At 63.3% G+C, this 16,579-nt stretch carries 10 protein-coding genes; 7 read left to right on the forward strand and 3 right to left on the reverse strand.

Features of this window, described 5'->3' with window-relative positions; genetic code table 11:
• The 3 genes from BW981_RS20110 to BW981_RS22765 all read right to left on the reverse strand — a co-directional run.
• On the reverse strand, positions 1 to 1,982 hold a 1,982-nt coding region (locus tag BW981_RS20110), incomplete at its 3' end, for an autotransporter-associated beta strand repeat-containing protein (protein ID WP_244560401.1).
• Between the two features lie 384 nt (positions 1,983 to 2,366).
• Positions 2,367 to 5,576, reverse strand: coding sequence for a Zn-binding domain-containing protein (locus tag BW981_RS20115; RefSeq protein WP_076442461.1), 3,210 nt, complete (start codon positions 5,574 to 5,576; stop codon positions 2,367 to 2,369).
• Positions 5,530 to 7,059, reverse strand: a complete 1,530-nt coding sequence (locus BW981_RS22765) for an STY4851/ECs_5259 family protein (protein ID WP_139333867.1) — start codon at positions 7,057 to 7,059, stop codon at positions 5,530 to 5,532. The genes BW981_RS20115 and BW981_RS22765 overlap by 47 nt, the downstream gene beginning before the upstream one ends.
• Positions 7,060 to 7,209: 150 nt before the next feature.
• On the opposite strand from BW981_RS22765, the gene BW981_RS20120 reads away from it, so the two are divergent.
• The 7 genes from BW981_RS20120 (at position 7,210) to BW981_RS20150 (ending at position 16,550) form a co-directional block, all read left to right on the forward strand.
• Positions 7,210 to 8,034, forward strand: a complete 825-nt coding sequence (locus BW981_RS20120) for an IS5 family transposase (RefSeq protein ID WP_083712524.1) — start codon at positions 7,210 to 7,212, stop codon at positions 8,032 to 8,034.
• A gap of 199 nt (positions 8,035 to 8,233) precedes the next feature.
• Positions 8,234 to 10,972 (forward strand): type I restriction endonuclease subunit R, encoded by a 2,739-nt coding sequence (locus tag BW981_RS20125; RefSeq protein WP_076442465.1) that lies wholly within the window; start codon positions 8,234 to 8,236, stop codon positions 10,970 to 10,972.
• A gap of 236 nt (positions 10,973 to 11,208) precedes the next feature.
• On the forward strand, positions 11,209 to 11,472 hold the full coding sequence (locus tag BW981_RS20130) for an antitoxin (RefSeq protein WP_076442467.1): 264 nt from the start codon (positions 11,209 to 11,211) through the stop codon (positions 11,470 to 11,472).
• Positions 11,469 to 11,876 carry a type II toxin-antitoxin system VapC family toxin gene (locus BW981_RS20135; RefSeq protein ID WP_076442469.1) on the forward strand — a complete coding sequence of 136 codons (408 nt, stop codon included), beginning with the start codon at positions 11,469 to 11,471 and terminating at the stop codon, positions 11,874 to 11,876. The genes BW981_RS20130 and BW981_RS20135 overlap by 4 nt, the downstream gene beginning before the upstream one ends.
• Positions 11,873 to 13,393, forward strand: a complete 1,521-nt coding sequence (locus tag BW981_RS20140; RefSeq protein ID WP_076442471.1) for a restriction endonuclease subunit S — start codon at positions 11,873 to 11,875, stop codon at positions 13,391 to 13,393. Before BW981_RS20135 ends, BW981_RS20140 begins: the two co-directional genes overlap by 4 nt.
• A gap of 14 nt (positions 13,394 to 13,407) precedes the next feature.
• Positions 13,408 to 15,108, forward strand: coding sequence for a DUF262 domain-containing protein (locus BW981_RS20145; protein WP_083712525.1), 1,701 nt, complete (start codon positions 13,408 to 13,410; stop codon positions 15,106 to 15,108).
• Positions 15,105 to 16,550, forward strand: a complete 1,446-nt coding sequence (locus tag BW981_RS20150) for a class I SAM-dependent DNA methyltransferase (RefSeq protein ID WP_076442473.1) — start codon at positions 15,105 to 15,107, stop codon at positions 16,548 to 16,550. Before BW981_RS20145 ends, BW981_RS20150 begins: the two co-directional genes overlap by 4 nt.
• The last annotated feature ends 29 nt before the right edge of the window (positions 16,551 to 16,579 follow it).

The raw sequence follows: 16,579 nt of genomic DNA on the forward strand, positions 1-16,579 counted from the left end.
TCCAGCGCCAGGGTGAGATAGGCGTTGTTGGCGTCGTAACCGAGGCTGGACTTGAAGCCCGCAGGCAGGTTCGTGTCGGCCTTGGTGCCGAAGGTACCGTTCACCCCGCCCGTGGCGTTGAGGATGGTGTACTGCTTGGCGACATAGGTTCCCGCGGCGAAGGACGCCGCCACCGTGGCGCCGCCGAGCGTCGCCGTGCCGGTGACGTTGACGCGGTCTGAGGCCGAAGGCGAGACTTCGACCGCATAGGTAGAGCCGGCGCTGAAGGAAAGGTTGCCAGCCACCGCGAGCGTGCCGATCGAATTGCCCGGCGCCAGCGTGCCGCCGGCAATCGTCGTCGTGCCGACCGTGCCCGTGCCGCCGAGCGTGCCGCCGGTCGAGACCGTCACGCTCGAAGAAGCGATCGAGCCGTTTACAGAGAGCGTGCCGCCGTCGATCGTCGTGGCGCCAGTATAGGTGCTTGTGCCGGTCAAAGTCAGCGTACCGACGCCACCCTTGCCCACAGCACCCGTGCCGGAAATCGTACCGGCGAAGCTGGTCGCGTCGGATCGGACGAAGGCAAGCGTGCTGTTGTTCACCACATTGCCTGTGATGGAGCCGGTCGTACCACCATTGCCGATGCGGAGCACACCGCCGTTGATCGTCGTCCCGCCCGAATAGCTGTTCGTACCGGTCAGGGTCAGCGTGCCCGCGCCGTTCTTGGCGACGGCCCCGGTGCCGGAGATCCCGCCCGCGAAACTGGTGGCGTCGGAGCGGTCGAATGCGAGAGTGGCGTTGTTCACGACATCGCCTGTGATCGAGCCGCTCGTGCTGCCGCCCCCTACTCGGAGTGTGCCCGCGTTTATCGCCGTTCCGCCTGTATAAATGCTGGTTCCAAGCAGGGTCAGCGTGCCCGCGCCATTCTTGACAACGGACCCGGTGCCGGAGATCGCGCCGTCGAAGGTGATGTCGTTGGAGCGGCCGAATCCGAGAATGCTGTTGTTCACGACATTGCCGGTGATGGAGCCACTCGTGCCTTGATCGCCGATCCAGAGCGAGCCGCCATCGATCACGGTCCCGCCCGTATAGCTGTTCGCCCCGGTCAGGATCAGGCTGCCTGGGCCCGCGATGCGGACTGAGCCGGCACCGGCGATCACATTGGGCAGCGTGTAGTTGTTCGCCTGGTCGAACTGGAGCGTCGTCGTGTTGGTGTTCAGCGAGATGCCGCCTGTCAGGATCGCGCCGGTCTGCAGCGACAGGATATTGCTTCCGCCTGTGAAGACCAAGGCGCTAGCGCGATTGGTGCTGCTGGCGGTAAGGCCGCCGGCGACGTTCGCATTCGCGCCGAGCCTCAATGTCAGGCCGCCGCCGATGATGCCCGCGCCGCCCAGGCCGCTTACGATGCCGAGGCCGCCTCCGCCGCCCCTGACCGCCGCATCGATCGTTGCCGTCCCGCCATCGGCAAAGACCAGGCCCGCGCCGCCCGCGCCGCCAATGCCGAAGTAATCATCAAAGACAACGGTGCCGCTCGCCCCGCCCGCGCCGCCCGAGACGGCTGCATTGATCGCCGCCGTCCCTCCCAGGGTCACTTCCAGCCCCGCACCACCTTTGCCGCCCGTAGTACCTGGCTGGCTCATAGAATAGCCGCCCGTGCCGCCCGCGCCGCCCGTGATGGTCTGATTGACAGTTACCGTGCCGGTCTGGCCGTATTGGTAGCCTGTGGAGCCGGCGCCGCCAGGACCGCCCTGGCCGTTCGTATTGTCCGCCCCGTCCCCGCCCCTCGCGCCGGTCGTAGTCGTGCTGATGGTCACGTCCGCTGCACGCGCAGCGCCCGGCGATGAAGGATCGCCCAGCAGCAGCACTGGGAGGCAGGCGACCAGAAGAGCATGCCGGCCCGCGCTGCCCAGCATCGCGGCGCGCGAACGCGAGCATGCCTTGGGATCGCGGTGCGGCTCCGCCCGGCGGGCGTTGCCCATCTTCTCGAACCCAGCGATTGCCATCATGCCCCCCGGCACCGGAGGGCGCATCGTCAGGCCCGCCGAATCACCGGGAAGCGGTCCCGGCTCTCCCTGCGATTTGCCATCCGGTATGGTTAGCGGAGCGTAAAGAAACGCGGGGTCGTGACTTGCGGCCGCGCTACGGTCAGAGGCTCCCGCTAACGATTTTCGGGACTGGACCGGACTGGCTGGGGCGGGAGGATACTCAGCTAGTACCGCCGGGCCTGCAAGTGTCTGAAATTGCTTGACGATTGGCACATCTCGTCGTCGTCCGTGCTACACTAACTGGTCACATGGTGCAACACGCTTCAAGGCGTCAAGCGAGCCGGATGAGCTCCGGCGAACGGGCCGCCACATCTTATGCGTGCCGGAACGCACTCCGGGATATGGTCAACGACTAGAACTGCTCCCGACGACGACGATGTAGGTCGAGCCCTCCGACACGCACGAAAAGTCAAGCGCGGCAAGACGCTTGGCCTGGCTCGCGGCTTTCTCCTGAAATTCGAACCGCGGCGGTCCGACGACCTTAAGGAAGCCAAAACCCTGATCCAGGACAATCGCAGCCTGCGAGCCATCTCCATATGTCAACGTTAAGCGCCGGGAATGGCCGCATGCGCCGACTGCCAGGTCGAGGTCCAGCCCGTCACCGCAGAGCTGATGTAGCACAGCGTCCCGATCAGCTTCGCTGCGCCAATCATGCTGCAGCCGGTTCGGAAACCCGTCCTGTTGGCGCAAAGAGGCGGTCGTTAGGCGGAACTTCGGCTTGCCCCTCGCGCCTGCCAACAAACCGGCCAGCCTTCTCACAACCCGCACGACCAGAAGCGCAACTAGCGGAGAATGCACATAGCGATCAGTATAGGTGAATTCCGTCAGTTCTCCGGGCCGCCACCGGCCGATCACCTCGAGATGAGGCCGGATCAGACTCGCGAAGCGGTCGGCGAGGTTTCGGCTCGGCCCGTCTAGCAGGGAATTGACCTCGATGAAGGCCGTCTCGCTTCTGGGCAAAAGCTGATCACGGTCATACCCCTGAACAGAAGGAATCGTGGCTGAAAACGAGACAACTGGCGCATTGATGCCAACGCCCCAAGCCTCGCCCACTTGCGCGGCTGCGTCGTCTCGAGATGCCCACAGCGTGCCGCTTGAAAGCCCCGCGATCGCCCGCGCGGCATTTCTGAAACGCGGAGCAGCACCAGTGGCCAGCCGCAAGTCGTATTGGATTGCGGCATCTCTAAGGCCCAAGCGCTGCGCATCGTCCAGAACATTCAAATCGTTGCTCTCGATGCAAAGAGTCGACGTATGCCCGCCGTCGCGCATCCGATTTAGCAAGGCTTTCATGCGCGGTTGCAACAGAGCCGCTGGATCAAATGGTGCAGCCGGCCAGAGAAAGATGTCGCGCGCCCCACGATCTGTCCGCTCGACGAGCTCGTCAGCCACATCACGAGCGAGCCGAGCGCCTACTTCGGCCCTATCCGCGTCTTCGGGCTCCGAGATCGCCGCCAGTTCCGTATCGACGAACGCCAGGGCCTGGACGCGGTCGAGAACGTCGGCCTGCGCATGTAGATCCCTAGACAGAACGCAAGCGGAGCAGGCTGCAACGCATTTGGCTGGGCAATCGAGGATGTCGCGAGCGCGCCTCAGCAGATCCTCGAACATCTCGGTGAGGCGTGGGCTAAAACCGGCTCCTCCGGAGGCCCTATCGTAGAAATTGAGTGAATGCGTCGCACCGCCCACAGCCGTTGGGCGTTTCACGACGGACAACCCAATCTCGCCGCTATCGATACCCAGCCGCTGGACAAGGGCTTCGCGCAACGCCGAAGCGAGGGCCCAAGCAGCCCCTTGGGACGTCAAGGCAGCGGGCTGAATCTCAGTAACATCGGTGATGATGTCGTGACCAAGAGCGAGGTCCGTCTGAACCGCGAAACTACGACCGTTGCCAGGACACAGCCCGTCCGCGTCCGCCTTCGTATAACGAAGCGGCCTGTGCTCGTGGAGCGGGCGTTTCGCGTTCGGGTCGATAGAACCTGTCTGCGCTTCTGCGCGCCCGCATTCGAGGCACACCGAATAGCCCGCTCCGGTCTCGCCGGCAGACGCGTAAAACACCAATCCGTCGTGACTCGTTCGCAAGCGTCCCCGTGTTGGACTTAGGAAGGGTTTCCAGGAGGCGTTCCGAGCGACCACGCGCTCCGGCTCGGGCTCGACATAGGCGATCTGATCAATATCCGCGTGAGGCTGCTCGCGGCTATCGACGGTAAAACCACTTGGCTGCAGGAAGCGGCGCGTATCCCCCGGCTCCAGGTTGCTCCCACAACTAACGCAGGATGCAGGCCGCAGATGCGTCGTATCTGCCGTCCCACAACTCCGGCATGCCCAGAACCATTTCAGGCTCTGGACCTCCCCAACGGCATCGGCAGCAGCCGGTCGCTTCCAGTTTAATGTGACACCTGCCGATCGGTATACGAGTCCGTCCACGACCACCTCGGCGCCCGGAGCATAGTCTCGGATTGCAAGGTCTAGATTTCGTGTTGGATAACCGCGCCGGTGCGAACGGCTTCCATCATCGGAGACGGCGGCATGAGCATCGGGTTCGTCGGCATGGATGAACGGCACAACGCTCGTTGGGAACCCGTGCCCCGGCAACACGCCTCGGTCAGCGAGCTCGCCAAGCAGGTACTCGCCGCACATTCGCTTCAGCTGCATCCCGAGCGCCTTGCGTGCCGCATCGCGATCAAGCCCCGTGGTCTGTGCCTGGATAGCCTCCCACTCGGTGACAAATGCCGTCTCTGCCTCCTGGATTAAGTTGCCCGCCTCGATACAAGCGTCGCTCTGCCCCTCTAGCGACGAACCGCGAACTAGCGTTGCGATCGCGATCGATTGCGCCTGAGCGGTGCTGGGTCTCACGACCCAGTCGCGGAAGCGGGCAACCGGCGGGTCCTCGGCTCGGGATCCCGGAATGGCGGGCGGACAGCCAAAAAAATCTCCGGCAGTCGTCTTGAGTGCCTGACCTTGCACCTCCCTAAACCAGGCGGCGAGCAGCAAGGCATTGATATGGCGTTGGACGATACGACGTGAATCAAGCGTCACTTTAGGGGCTTCGATCCCGCGGACGAGATACTTGGCGGGATTGCGGAATGCCTCTCGGTCGAGCGCAGTGTCGCGGCAATAGGTTAAGGCGGTCGACAGGCCTTGACCCCGTCGCCCCGCGCGTCCAACGCGCTGACGATAATTGGCGATCGACGGCGGCACATTGGTCATCATCACAGTTGAGACGGAGCCGATATCGACGCCCATCTCCATTGTTGTCGAGCAGTTCAAAATATTGATCCGCCCGTCCTTGAAGGCCTCCTCATAGCGGCGCAGACGCGCCGGCGGCTGCTGCGCGGAGTGTTCCGCGGTGCGGACATAAGGGGAGCCAAGAGCGATACGGTCATGTAGGTCACCCCAATGGCGACGAGCGCGCAGGGCCGCGATCATCTCGTCACCTTCGAGCCAGGCCTCGACGACTTCCGCCCCGCCGCGCTCCGGAAGTAGGAAAGGATTGGGGTGGCGCGGCAAGTCAAAGCGTTCGCAGGGTTGGCCCGCCAGGCGGCTGGTGCCATCCATCCCATAGGGCGACATGCTCAGGAAAACGGTACCGAGCAGACGCCGGGTAGGCTCCCGACATCGTGCCAATCAGGACCAGCGTTCGACCACCTGGATCATCCTCCGGCTTGAAAACCAACACCTCCCCGCGCACCGCTTCCCCTTCGGGCCAAGGTGCTTCGGCGACCTTGGTTCCTTCGAAACGCAATTCGACGGTTATGGGAACCGAGAACGGAACAGCATTTACGCGCGTTTCGCGACGCGAGGGCAGAATGCGCCAACCCTCGTCCCCTTCGGCCGGCGGCTCGAATATCGCGAGTTCCCCCGATACATATCGTGCAAATTCACGGTTCGGATATGCGCGCAGGCGCTGTTGACGCCGCCCTAGTGCGGAAACGATGTCCCCTTTCGCTATTCCGTCTAGGCCTAGGCGCAAGGCGGCGCGCCAGACGCCCGCATCGTCGCGGCGCAGAATGCGCTGGCTGGTGACATCGCCTCCGCCGATGAGACGGACGATCTCAGCTCGCATGAGACCGTCGACGAGCTGATCTGCAGCGGCGGTCCCGGTACGAACGGGCAACTCGTGCCGCCATCCGGGTCTGGTGGCGTCAAGCCAAGCGCTGACGGGCACGCCACTCGCGCGGTCTTCGCATGCCACATCTCGCCGTAGCCTGACGATTGCCATGGAGAGGTCGGCTGCCAGAGCAAAGAAGATGTCCTGACGATACGCCCTTGGCGCATGGTGGGCCTGAGCTTCGGCTGCGGCAATTCCGGCACCGTCCTCAACGTTGTCCGAGGCCAGGAGCGTGCCGACAACGCGGCTTAGATAGATTGCCGGCCATGTATCTGCCCTATTAAGGACGCCTGCTGGGAAGCCCCCCTCGACCGCAAGCGTCCTAAGCCAGAGCTTGGCCGTGTCGCCCTCCGCTTTCACCGGAGGCCGCCGCCAAGCCTCGAGGCCTTCGCGCACAAGCTGGCGCCCTGCATGGCCATCAAAGGGTACGCCGATCGCAGCGCTGAGGTCCTCCCAGCGCCGTGTTCCGCCGACGTAGTCACGTTGAAACCAGTGTGCCGCCCAGAGCACAAAGGAGGCGGCGGCATCTCTTGCCGTCGGCCCATTCGCCCAGCCGGGGCGCGCCCGCAGGGTGCGGCGCAGATCGTCGTGCTCGTCGTCCGAGAGTCGATAGCGATGAAGCGGCCTTCCATCGGGGCGAGGGATGCCGTTTCGGCGAAGCACAAGATCCCATATGCCGCTACCTGCCGCCGAAGGCGACAACGGCTCAATGCAAGCAGTTGGCGCCGAGCGTCTAATAGGGACCGATGGACTGCTGGCGGGTGCCAGCTTTATCGCACGCTGCAACCCGGCGATCTTGATGCGGAGGCTTCGAGCTCTCGGTTCCGATCTCGCCGCAAGCTCAGCGTCAATCAAGGCAAGAGCGTCGGCGTCACGCGCGCATGCATCGATTCGCTCTGCCGTTTTGCGCAGCAGCTCTTCAGCAGACATCCCCACCCCAGCCCTATATCCCTAGTCTTGTTATTTCCATCATCAGAAGCCGGCGCTCGGCGCGCGTCAAGGTTGCAGGACCGGAATGAGCCCTGAGAGACCGTTTGAGAATGGGTTGAGGCGATTGCGGCGGCATGATTCAAGCTTGGGATGTGGACTCGAGCGAACCGTGGCCGGATGGCTGGATTTGAGAAACGCGCGAAGCGCTACCCGACTGATCTGACGGATGAGGAGTGGCTCTTCATCCGTCCGTTCCTGCCGTCGATCCCGAAGCGCGGACGCAAGCCGACGACGGACCTTCGCGAGGTGCTCGACGCGCTGCGCTATCTTGCCCGAACCGGTGGCGGCTGGCGGATGCTGCCGAACGATTTTCCACCTTGGCAGACGGTCTACTGGTGGTTCCGGCGCTTCGTTCGTCGTCTGCTGTTCAAGACGATCCATGACGTTACGCTGATGCTCGATCGCGAGCGCGAAAGTCGGGAGCCGTCACCGACCGCAGCCGTCATCGACAGCCAGTCGATCAAGGCGCCGGCAGCAGAAAAACGCGGGTTCGACGCCGGTAAGAGGGTGGTCGGCCGCAAGCGCCATATTGCCGTCGATACCGATGGCAGGCTGCTCATGGTCAACCTCACCACCGCCGATATCTCCGACAGCGCCGGCGCCCAGCACATCGTCGCCGTTATCCGCAAGCGCTGGCCCTGGCTCAAGCATCTGTTCGCCGACGGCGCCTATGATCGCACCCGCCTCCTGGACGCCGCCGCCTATCGCGACTTCGTCATCGAGATCGTCCGTCGCACCGACAAGCAGCCCGGCTTCAAGGTGCTGCCGAGGCGATGGGTCGTCGAGCGCACCTTCGGCTGGATGACCCGTTGGAAGCGCCTCGTCCGAGACTATGAACAGCGCCTCGACGTCTCCGAAGCCATGATCCACGTCGCCCTGGGAAGCCTTATGCTGCGGCGCATCGTCCATCCTTGAGCATTCTCAAACGGACTCTGAGAGGCTCCGACCTCATTCTATCCAAGCTCTTATGAGTTCCAGTTCAACGGCGCCGACCCGATGGCCTAATTGGGCACCGCCAGGGAGCCGACCACGCTCGACCTGCAACTAACATCCAGCATTGTTCATTGGCCGGGCGCTCTTCTCAAACGAGCGTTTACACGCGTAGATTGACAAGATGAACGAGTCCGCGTTTCACCCTGAGGATGTGGCGCGGTCGGCGATTGACCGGCGGCTCGTCCTGTGCGGCTGGGTGGTCCAATCCCGTGTCGACATGAACCTCGGCGCCGGTCTGGGAGTCGCAGTCCGAGAATTCCAGACGGCGTCCGGCCCCGTAGATTACGCGCTCTTCGTCGGCCGGCGCCTTTGCGGCGTGATCGAGGCGAAATCGGCAGGAGTGACCCTCTCAGGCTTCTCGGACCAAGCCGCGCGATACATCGCCGACCTCCCTCGGAACCTTGTGCTCGAGGAAGGCCAGGTCCGGTTTGAATATGTGGCGTCGGGCAGCGAAACCCTCTTCCGCGACCATGCCGATCCAAACCCGACCTCTCGCACGGTCTTCGCCTTCCACCGGCCCGAGACGCTGGAGCGCTGGCTCGGCGAGCCCGTCACCCTTCGCGGTCGCCTGGGTCAGATGCCGCCCGTCATCACCGATGGACTACGCGAATGCCAGGTCGACGCGGTTTCGGCCCTCGAGGTCTCGATGGCACAGAACCGTCCGCGCGCTCTCGTCCAACTCGCCACCGGTGCGGGAAAGACCTTCACGGCTTGCACGCTGAGCTATCGTCTCCTCGCGCATGCCGGCTTTAAGCGCATTCTCTTTCTGGCCGACCGGGCCAATCTGGTCCGTCAGACGCGTGACGAGTACCTTGCCTATCGGCCACCCGGCACGGGCCGCTCCTTCTCGGAGATCTACAACGTCCAGAAGCTCGGCTCAGCCGGCATCGACAAGGACGCGCAGATCGTCGTCGCGACGATCCAGCGGGTCTATTCGGTGCTCACGGGTAAACATCTGGACGAGGACGAGGAGGAGCAATCATCCTTCGAAATGTCGCGCGCCGAGACCGCGCGGCTCGTCTCCTACAACCCGGCGATCCCGATCGAGAGCTTTGACCTGGTGGTCACCGACGAATGCCACCGCTCGATCTATGGGACCTGGCGTCAAGTCCTCGACTATTTCGACGCCTTCGTGGTGGGGCTGACGGCGACGCCGTCGCTGCACACGCTGGGCTTCTTCGGCAAGAACCTCGTCGCCCAGTACCCCTACGAGCGATCGGTCGTTGATGGCGTCAATGTTGGGTTTGAGGTCTTCCGGATTCGCACCGAGATCGGCGAGCGGGGGTCGACCGTCATTGCGGGCTACGATCTGCCGGTGCGCGACAAGCGCACACGCGTCCAGCGCTACGAGAACCTGACCGAGGATTTCAGCTACACACCCGACCAGATCGATCGCTCGGTCCTCGTGCCCAACCAGATCAGGACGGTGCTGGAGACCTATCGGGACACGCTCTTCACCGAGCTTTTCCCAGGCCGCCGCGAGGTCCCCAAGACCCTGATCTTCGCCAAGGACGATCACCACGCTGAGGAGATCGTCGGCATGGTCCGCGAGGTGTTCGGCAAGGGCAACGACTTCGCCCGCAAGATCACCTATCGCATCGACGGGGCTGATCCCGAGGTCCTGATCCGGGCCTTCAGGAACGACTATAACCCGCGCATCGCCGTCACCGTCGACATGATCGCGACGGGGACGGACATCAAGCCGCTCGAGGTACTAATCTTCCTGCGCGACGTGAAGTCCGAGCTCTATTTCGAGCAAATGAAGGGCCGTGGCGCGCGCACGATCGCTCCCCAGAAGCTGCAGGAAGTGACGCCCGATGCAGAGGCCAAGACGCGCTTCGTCCTGATCGACGCGGTTGGGGTGACTGAGAGCCTGAAGTCGATCTCGCAGCCGCTCGACCGGGAGCGCGCCATCTCCTTCGACAAGCTCGTCGACGAGGTCGCCGCAGGTCGACGCGACGACGACGCCTTTGCGACCTTGGCCGCGCGGCTGGCTGCGCTCGACCGTCGCATCGGCGACCGAGACCGCGCGGCGATCGTCAAGGCGACAGGTGGCGTTGATCTCGCCGGCATGGCGCGCCGGTTGCTCGATGCAATCGACCCCGACGCGCTTGCCACGCGCATTCCTGCCGACGCGCCGGAGCCAGAGCAACGCAAGGCGCGTGAGGCCGTAAAGGACACCGCCGCCGCCCTCTTCGATGACCCGGCTGTGCGACGTCTGCTTAAAGACGTGAAGGCCTCGACCGATATCCGCATCGACACCGTCTCGGTCGACGCGGTCGTCTCATCAGGATGGGACGAGGGCAAGGCGACCGACACCGTCGAGCGCTTCAAGGCATTCATCGAGTCGCGCCGCGACGAACTGGTCGCGCTGCAGATCCTGTATCGCCTGCCATATGCCCAGCGCCGGCTGAGCTACGAGGCCGTGGACGATTTGCGCGAGGCGCTCCGTCGCCCGCCCTGGCTCCTAGAGCCGATCGACATCTGGCGAGCCTACAAGCGGCTCGCCAGCGACAAGGTTCGCGGCAACCCGTCGAACACGCTCGCCGACATTGTCGTACTCGTGCGCTACGCGCTCGGACAGGCCGACACCCTGGAGCCCCTGCCGTCGATCGTCGCGGGTCGGTTTAATCTCTGGCTCGGCCGCGAGGAGAAGGCAGGACGCGCCTACACGGACGACCAGCGGGCTTGGCTTATGGCTATCCGCGACCATCTCGCGGTGAACATCGAGATCCGGACCGAGGATATGATGGATGCACCGGAGTTCTCGTCTCGCGGTGGCGTCGTCCGGGCGCGGGCCTTGTTCGGGACACGCCTTCCTGTGCTGCTCGATGAGCTGACCGAGGCTCTCGTCGCCTGATGTCCACCGCTGGTGGATACCCCATAGGCGCCCCTGAATTCTCGTGGCGAGGATTCATCGGGTGAGCGCGCGGGTTCTGTTCGTAACACGCCTGTCTGCGTTGTTCGACGAGCTGACCGAGGCGCTCATCACCTGATGCCCACCGCTGGTGGATACCTCATCTATCTTCAGTTTTGGCTTCAGCTCGGCGGTGGAATTTGGTAGACACCCGTGGTGTACACCGATAGGTTGATGCGATGTCGCTGCCCCCCGAACGATCCACCGCGAAGCTGTTCATGCACAGCCGCAGCCAGGCGGTGCGCCTGCCCAAGCAGTTTCGCTTTGAGGGCACGGAGGTGCGCATCAGACGCAACGGCGACCAAGTAATCCTCGAACCGATGGAGAAGGGGCCAATCGACCTCGACCGATTCTGGGCAGAACTAGACGCCATCGGGACTGAAGACGTCCCGCCCGAAGGCTCCCCTACCGACTTCGGTCCGTCGAGGGGCACCAGCGCATGATCTGCCTGGATGCCAACGTCGTCATCGCCATCGTGACCATGCGCAACACAAAGCTGAGGAGGCGCCTCGGTGAGGCGCTTCATGCCGGCACGCCGATCGTCCTGCCGGTAGTCGCGCTGCAGGAGCTGCGCTACGGCTTCGCCAAGAGCACACAGCACGAGGTCGAAGAACAGCGCTTCGAGAAATTCCTGAGCCTGGGGATCGCCATCCTGCCCTTCGAGGCGGACGATGCCCTTCAAGCAGCGGAGATCCGCACCGCGATGGACGTGTACTATGCCCCCATGGACCCATATGACGCTCTGGTTGCCGCGCAGGCCCTCCGTCACGGTGCCACGCTTGCGACGTTGAACAAGGAGGGTTTCGAGCGCGTCCCGGGGCTGAAGGTGATGGATTGGGCGGAATGAACGTTCAGGCGGCGGTGTACACCAATGAGCGGGGGCAAGACCGTAAGCATACGCCATGGCCCTTGCCTGCTGGTTGGACTTGGGTCGCCCTCGACGACCTTGGCAATTGGACGGGGGGCGGTACTCCTTCGAAGACCGTAGCGTCATTCTGGACCGATGGCACGATCCCTTGGGTTTCCCCCAAGGATATGAAGCTCGATGTGATCGGTACGACGGAGGACCTGATCACCAAAGAGGCATTGGACCGCTCGGCCACCAAACTCGTGCCCGCCGGCTCGGTGCTGATGGTCATGCGATCGGGGATCCTGCGGCACTCGTTCCCCGTGGCCCGGACGGATCGGCCTGTGACCCTGAACCAAGACTTGCGAGCGCTGACGCCTATCAACGCGCTCGATCCCAACTATCTCGCGCGATACCTGGCCCGGTCCGCGCGAGCCGTTCTGGATGCGTGCTCCAAGGACGGCACCACGGTCAACAGCATCGATGCAAAGTCTCTCGGTCGCTTCCGGGTGCCGGTTCCGCCCCTTGCCGAGCAACATCGCATCGTCGCCCGGATCGACGCCCTGTTCGAGGAGATCGCTGAGGGTGAGCAGGCCTTGGATGCGGCGCGCAAGGGCCTTGAAACATATCGTCGCGCTCTGCTGAAGGCTGCAGTGACCGGGGAGCTGACGGCGGATTGGCGGGAGACGACCGATGTCGACGTTTCCGGGCAAGATATCGTGCGGCTCATCGAACACGATCTGAGCTTGGCGAAACGACGACCTGCACCATCAGGCGAGTCGGCAGGCCTTTTGCCGATCCCAGATACTTGGGGATGGAGTACCTTGGGCACGCTCGCCAGTTCCGTGCGAAATGGGACATCGTCCGCCCCTCGCGCAACACCTAACGACAATGAAATTCTACGGATTTCCGCGGTTCGATCGATGTACATAGATGCGTCGCAAATCCGCTACCTGAGCGAGTCTCAAGCAGCCGCATCCGCCGAGGCGACAGTCCAGTCGGGGGATCTGCTCTTCACCCGCTACAACGGGTCTGCCGATCTGGTTGGCGTTGGCGCTATCTATCGAGGGCCTCAAAGGTTCTATCCCGACAAGATCATTCGTGTCCGTCTTCATGCGGCGCTCGAGGACGGCGCAGCCTTCGTGGAACTCGCAGCGAACGCAGGCAACGGTCGCAAACACATAGCGGCGAACATCAAGACAACGGCCGGCCAGCAAGGCCTGTCCGGAGAGTCGCTGAAGCAAACGCCTATACCTGTTCCTCCGCCCAGCGAGGCGAAGGAGATCCTTCGCCGCGTAGCCGATGGCCTCGCAGCCGCGAGCGACACCCGGCACGTTCTCGACGCCGAGGCCTCCGACGTCCAGCGCCTGCGCCAGTCCATCCTCAGGGCTGCCTTCGAGGGGCGGCTCGTGCCGCAAGACCCCGGCGACGAGCCCGCCGGCGCCACCCTGGCACGGCTGAAGGCTTCCAATACAATCGCCACACCCGCCCGCCGCGGGCGGCGTGCGAAATCATAATCAGGATCAGGCGCATGCAATTCGAGCCGATGGAACTGGAACCGATCAAGGCCGGCCAGGAACGCCTCAGTCGCGTATTCAGTGACGAATTCGCCTTCGCGATCCCCACCTATCAGCGGCCCTACGCCTGGGAGAAAGAGCAGGCCGAGGCGCTGCTCGACGACATTCTGGCGGCACTGAACGAAGCGATCGAAACAAGGGAGCCCATTACCTACTTTTTAGGCAGCATCGTCCTCATCAAGCAGCCGGGCTCATCTGAAGCCAAGGTCGTGGATGGCCAGCAGCGGCTGACGACGCTCACCATCCTCTTATCGGTGCTACGTGATCTTTCGTCTCTCGAGGTGTCGATCAAGCGCCATGCCTATATCTGCGAGGAGGGAGACCCGGATAAGGGCTCGAAGAGCCGCTACCGTCTCACGCTGCGCAAGCGCGACGAGGAGTTTTTCCGTTCCGCAATCCAAAACAAGGGCGTGACCGGTACGCTGCCTGGCACCAAGGGGCTTGCCGACAGCCGATTGCGGATTGTTGAAAATGCCACGCTGTTCCATACCCGCGTAAAAGCGATGCCTGCCGAACGGCGCGACCGGCTCGTCGCATTCCTGCTGCAGCGCTGCTATCTCGTGGTCATCGCCGTGGCGAACGTCGACATGGCACATCGCGTGTTCACCGTCCTCAACGCGCGCGGCCTCGACCTTACGCCCGCCGACATCCTTAAGGCCGATCTTCTCGATCGAGTTCCGTCTTCTGAGGAGAAGGACTACTCGGACTCATGGGAGGCCATCGAGGAGCAACTCGGGCGCGAGCGCTTCTCGGAACTGTTTCAGCACATCCGGATGATCTATCAGCGTGAGAAACCGCGCGAGCGGCTGGAAATCGGTTTCAAAAGGTTCGTGACCGACTTCGCCGATCACGACAAATTCATGAAGGACGTGCTGCAGCCAATCGGCGCGACCTTCGCCAAGCTCCTGTCGCCTCCGGCCTTCGCAACGCTCTACGGCGACGAGGCCACGAAGCGGCTGCGCTATCTCAGCAAGCTCGATAACAACGACTGGCTGCCGGTCGCGCTCAAATTCTTCGCACACACGAAGCCCTCTGCCGAAGACGCGGCCCTGTTCATGCGGCGCCTGGAGACTTTGGCCTATTTCCTCTTTGTCACCCGCGCCGATATCAACGAGCGCATCAGGCGGTTTGCTGCCGTTCTAACCGACCTCGTGGGCGGTGAATGGAAGGGCAAGGCGATCGAACTGAGCAAGGACGACAAAGCGGCGTTCCGCAGGGATCTCGACGGCCGGATCTATCAGCTCACACGGGTGCGATTGCCTCTCCTCCTTCGTCTCGATGCCGAGCTGTCATCAGGCGGCGCGACTTATAGCCACGACATCGTTTCTGTTGAACACGTGCTTCCACAGACGCCGGACGCTGCAAGCCAATGGCTGAAGGACTTCCCTGACGAGGTGATGCGTGATGGTTGGACCCATAAGCTGGCCAATCTCATGCTGCTGACGCTGCGCAAAAACATACAGGCCAGCAACTGGGACTTCTCGACGAAGAAGGAGCGCTACTTCTCCGATAGCGGCGGGGTTTCCCCGTTCGTCGTGACCACGCAGGTGCTGGGCGAACAGTCATGGACGCCGGCCGTTCTCGAGGCTCGCCAGAAGTCGCTCCTCGCGCGGCTCTATGCGACTTGGGACATCGCGCCCGAGACGCAATCATGAACGCCCAAACCCTCGTCGCCAAGGTCTGGAACTTCGCCCATGTTCTGCGCGATCAGGGTGTCTCCTATCAGGCCTACATATCGCAGATCTCCTATCTGCTCTTCCTCAAGATGGACGAGGAGCGCGTCACCCAGATCGGTGAGGCCTCGCTGCTGCCGGACGGGTCACGCTGGCCCAACATCCGGGACCTGACCGGCGAGGCACTTCAGTCGAAATATGCCAAGGTGCTGGAGACCCTGTCGCGTCATGGTGGAATCATCGGGGCGATCTTCCTCAAGGCCCAGAACGAGATTCAGGACCCTGCCAAGCTGCGCCGTCTCGTCGGCCTGATCGACAGCGAGACCTGGCTGGGCCTGCCCGTCGACGTGAAGGGCGACATCTATGAGGGCCTGCTCGCCCGCAACGCCGAGGACGTCAAATCCGGAGCAGGTCAGTACTTCACGCCCCGGTCGGTCATCGAGACGATAGTCGCCGTGGTCGACCCCGAGCCGCACCAGACTGTCCACGACCCTGCCTGCGGAACGGCCGGGTTCCTGCTCGCCGCCTGGGAGTGGATGAAGGCCAAGCCATCCGCACGCGACCGACGCATCTACACCGAGTTGCGAAACAAGTTCTCCGGCGTCGACATCGTGCCCGAGGTCGTCCGCCTCGCGGCGATGAACCTCTACCTGCACGGGATCACTGGAGCGGATTCGATCGTCGAGGCCAAGGACGCGCTTCTGACGCCGAGCCCTCGCGCCTACGACATCGTGCTGACGAACCCGCCCTTCGGCCGCAAGCAGAGCTACCGCATCATCCGGGAGGACGGCGAGACCGACAGCGAGCGCGACGACTACGACCGCTCGGATTTCTTTGTCACGACCTCCAACAAGCAGCTGAACTTCCTACAGCACATCATGACGGTCCTGGCACCCAATGGCGAAGCGGCCGTGGTGTTACCCGACAATGTCCTCTTCGAGGGCGGTGCGGGGGAGGCCATCCGGCGGCGTCTCCTGCAGAACTTCGACTTCCACACCCTACTGCGACTGCCTACGGGCATCTTCTACAAGCAAGGGGTGAAGGCCAACGTGCTCTTCTTCGACAAGAAGCCGCCCTCGGAGGAGGCGTCGACCAAGGAGCTCTGGGTCTACGACCTGCGCACGAACAAGCGCTTTACCCTGAAGGAGCGGCCGATGGTCAAGGCCGACCTCGATGACTTCACGGCCTGCTACCGCTCAGGCCGGCGCTTCGAGCGCGAAGAGTCCGAGCGCTTTCGGCGATACCCGTTGGAGACCCTGCTCGCGCGCGACAAGGTCAACCTGGACGTCTTCTGGCTCAAGGACGACACCCTCGACGACCCCGACCTGCTGCCGCCGCCCGACGAGGTCGCCGCTGAGGTCGTGGAGAGCCTTGAGGCCGCGCTGGAACGCTTCCGTGGTGTGGCGGCGAGCCTAAAGGGTTAATCGCGGGCAGCCTTACGCCGCCCGGACGG

Source organism: Allobosea sp. TND4EK4 (assembly GCF_900156025.1).
In the GTDB taxonomy this organism is placed as follows: domain Bacteria; phylum Pseudomonadota; class Alphaproteobacteria; order Rhizobiales; family Beijerinckiaceae; genus Allobosea.

Bases quoted from the DNA above. Each gene is read 5' to 3' on its own strand.
- BW981_RS20115 (WP_076442461.1), bottom strand. From the start codon at position 5,576: ATGGATGGCACCAGCCGCCTGGCGGGCCAACCCTGCGAACGCTTTGAC.
- BW981_RS22765 (WP_139333867.1), bottom strand. From the start codon at position 7,059: ATGTCTGCTGAAGAGCTGCTGCGCAAAACGGCAGAGCGAATCGATGCA.
- BW981_RS20120 (WP_083712524.1), top strand. From the start codon at position 7,210: ATGTGGACTCGAGCGAACCGTGGCCGGATGGCTGGATTTGAGAAACGC.
- BW981_RS20125 (WP_076442465.1), top strand. From the start codon at position 8,234: ATGAACGAGTCCGCGTTTCACCCTGAGGATGTGGCGCGGTCGGCGATT.
- BW981_RS20130 (WP_076442467.1), top strand. From the start codon at position 11,209: ATGTCGCTGCCCCCCGAACGATCCACCGCGAAGCTGTTCATGCACAGC.
- BW981_RS20135 (WP_076442469.1), top strand. From the start codon at position 11,469: ATGATCTGCCTGGATGCCAACGTCGTCATCGCCATCGTGACCATGCGC.
- BW981_RS20140 (WP_076442471.1), top strand. From the start codon at position 11,873: ATGAACGTTCAGGCGGCGGTGTACACCAATGAGCGGGGGCAAGACCGT.
- BW981_RS20145 (WP_083712525.1), top strand. From the start codon at position 13,408: ATGCAATTCGAGCCGATGGAACTGGAACCGATCAAGGCCGGCCAGGAA.
- BW981_RS20150 (WP_076442473.1), top strand. From the start codon at position 15,105: ATGAACGCCCAAACCCTCGTCGCCAAGGTCTGGAACTTCGCCCATGTT.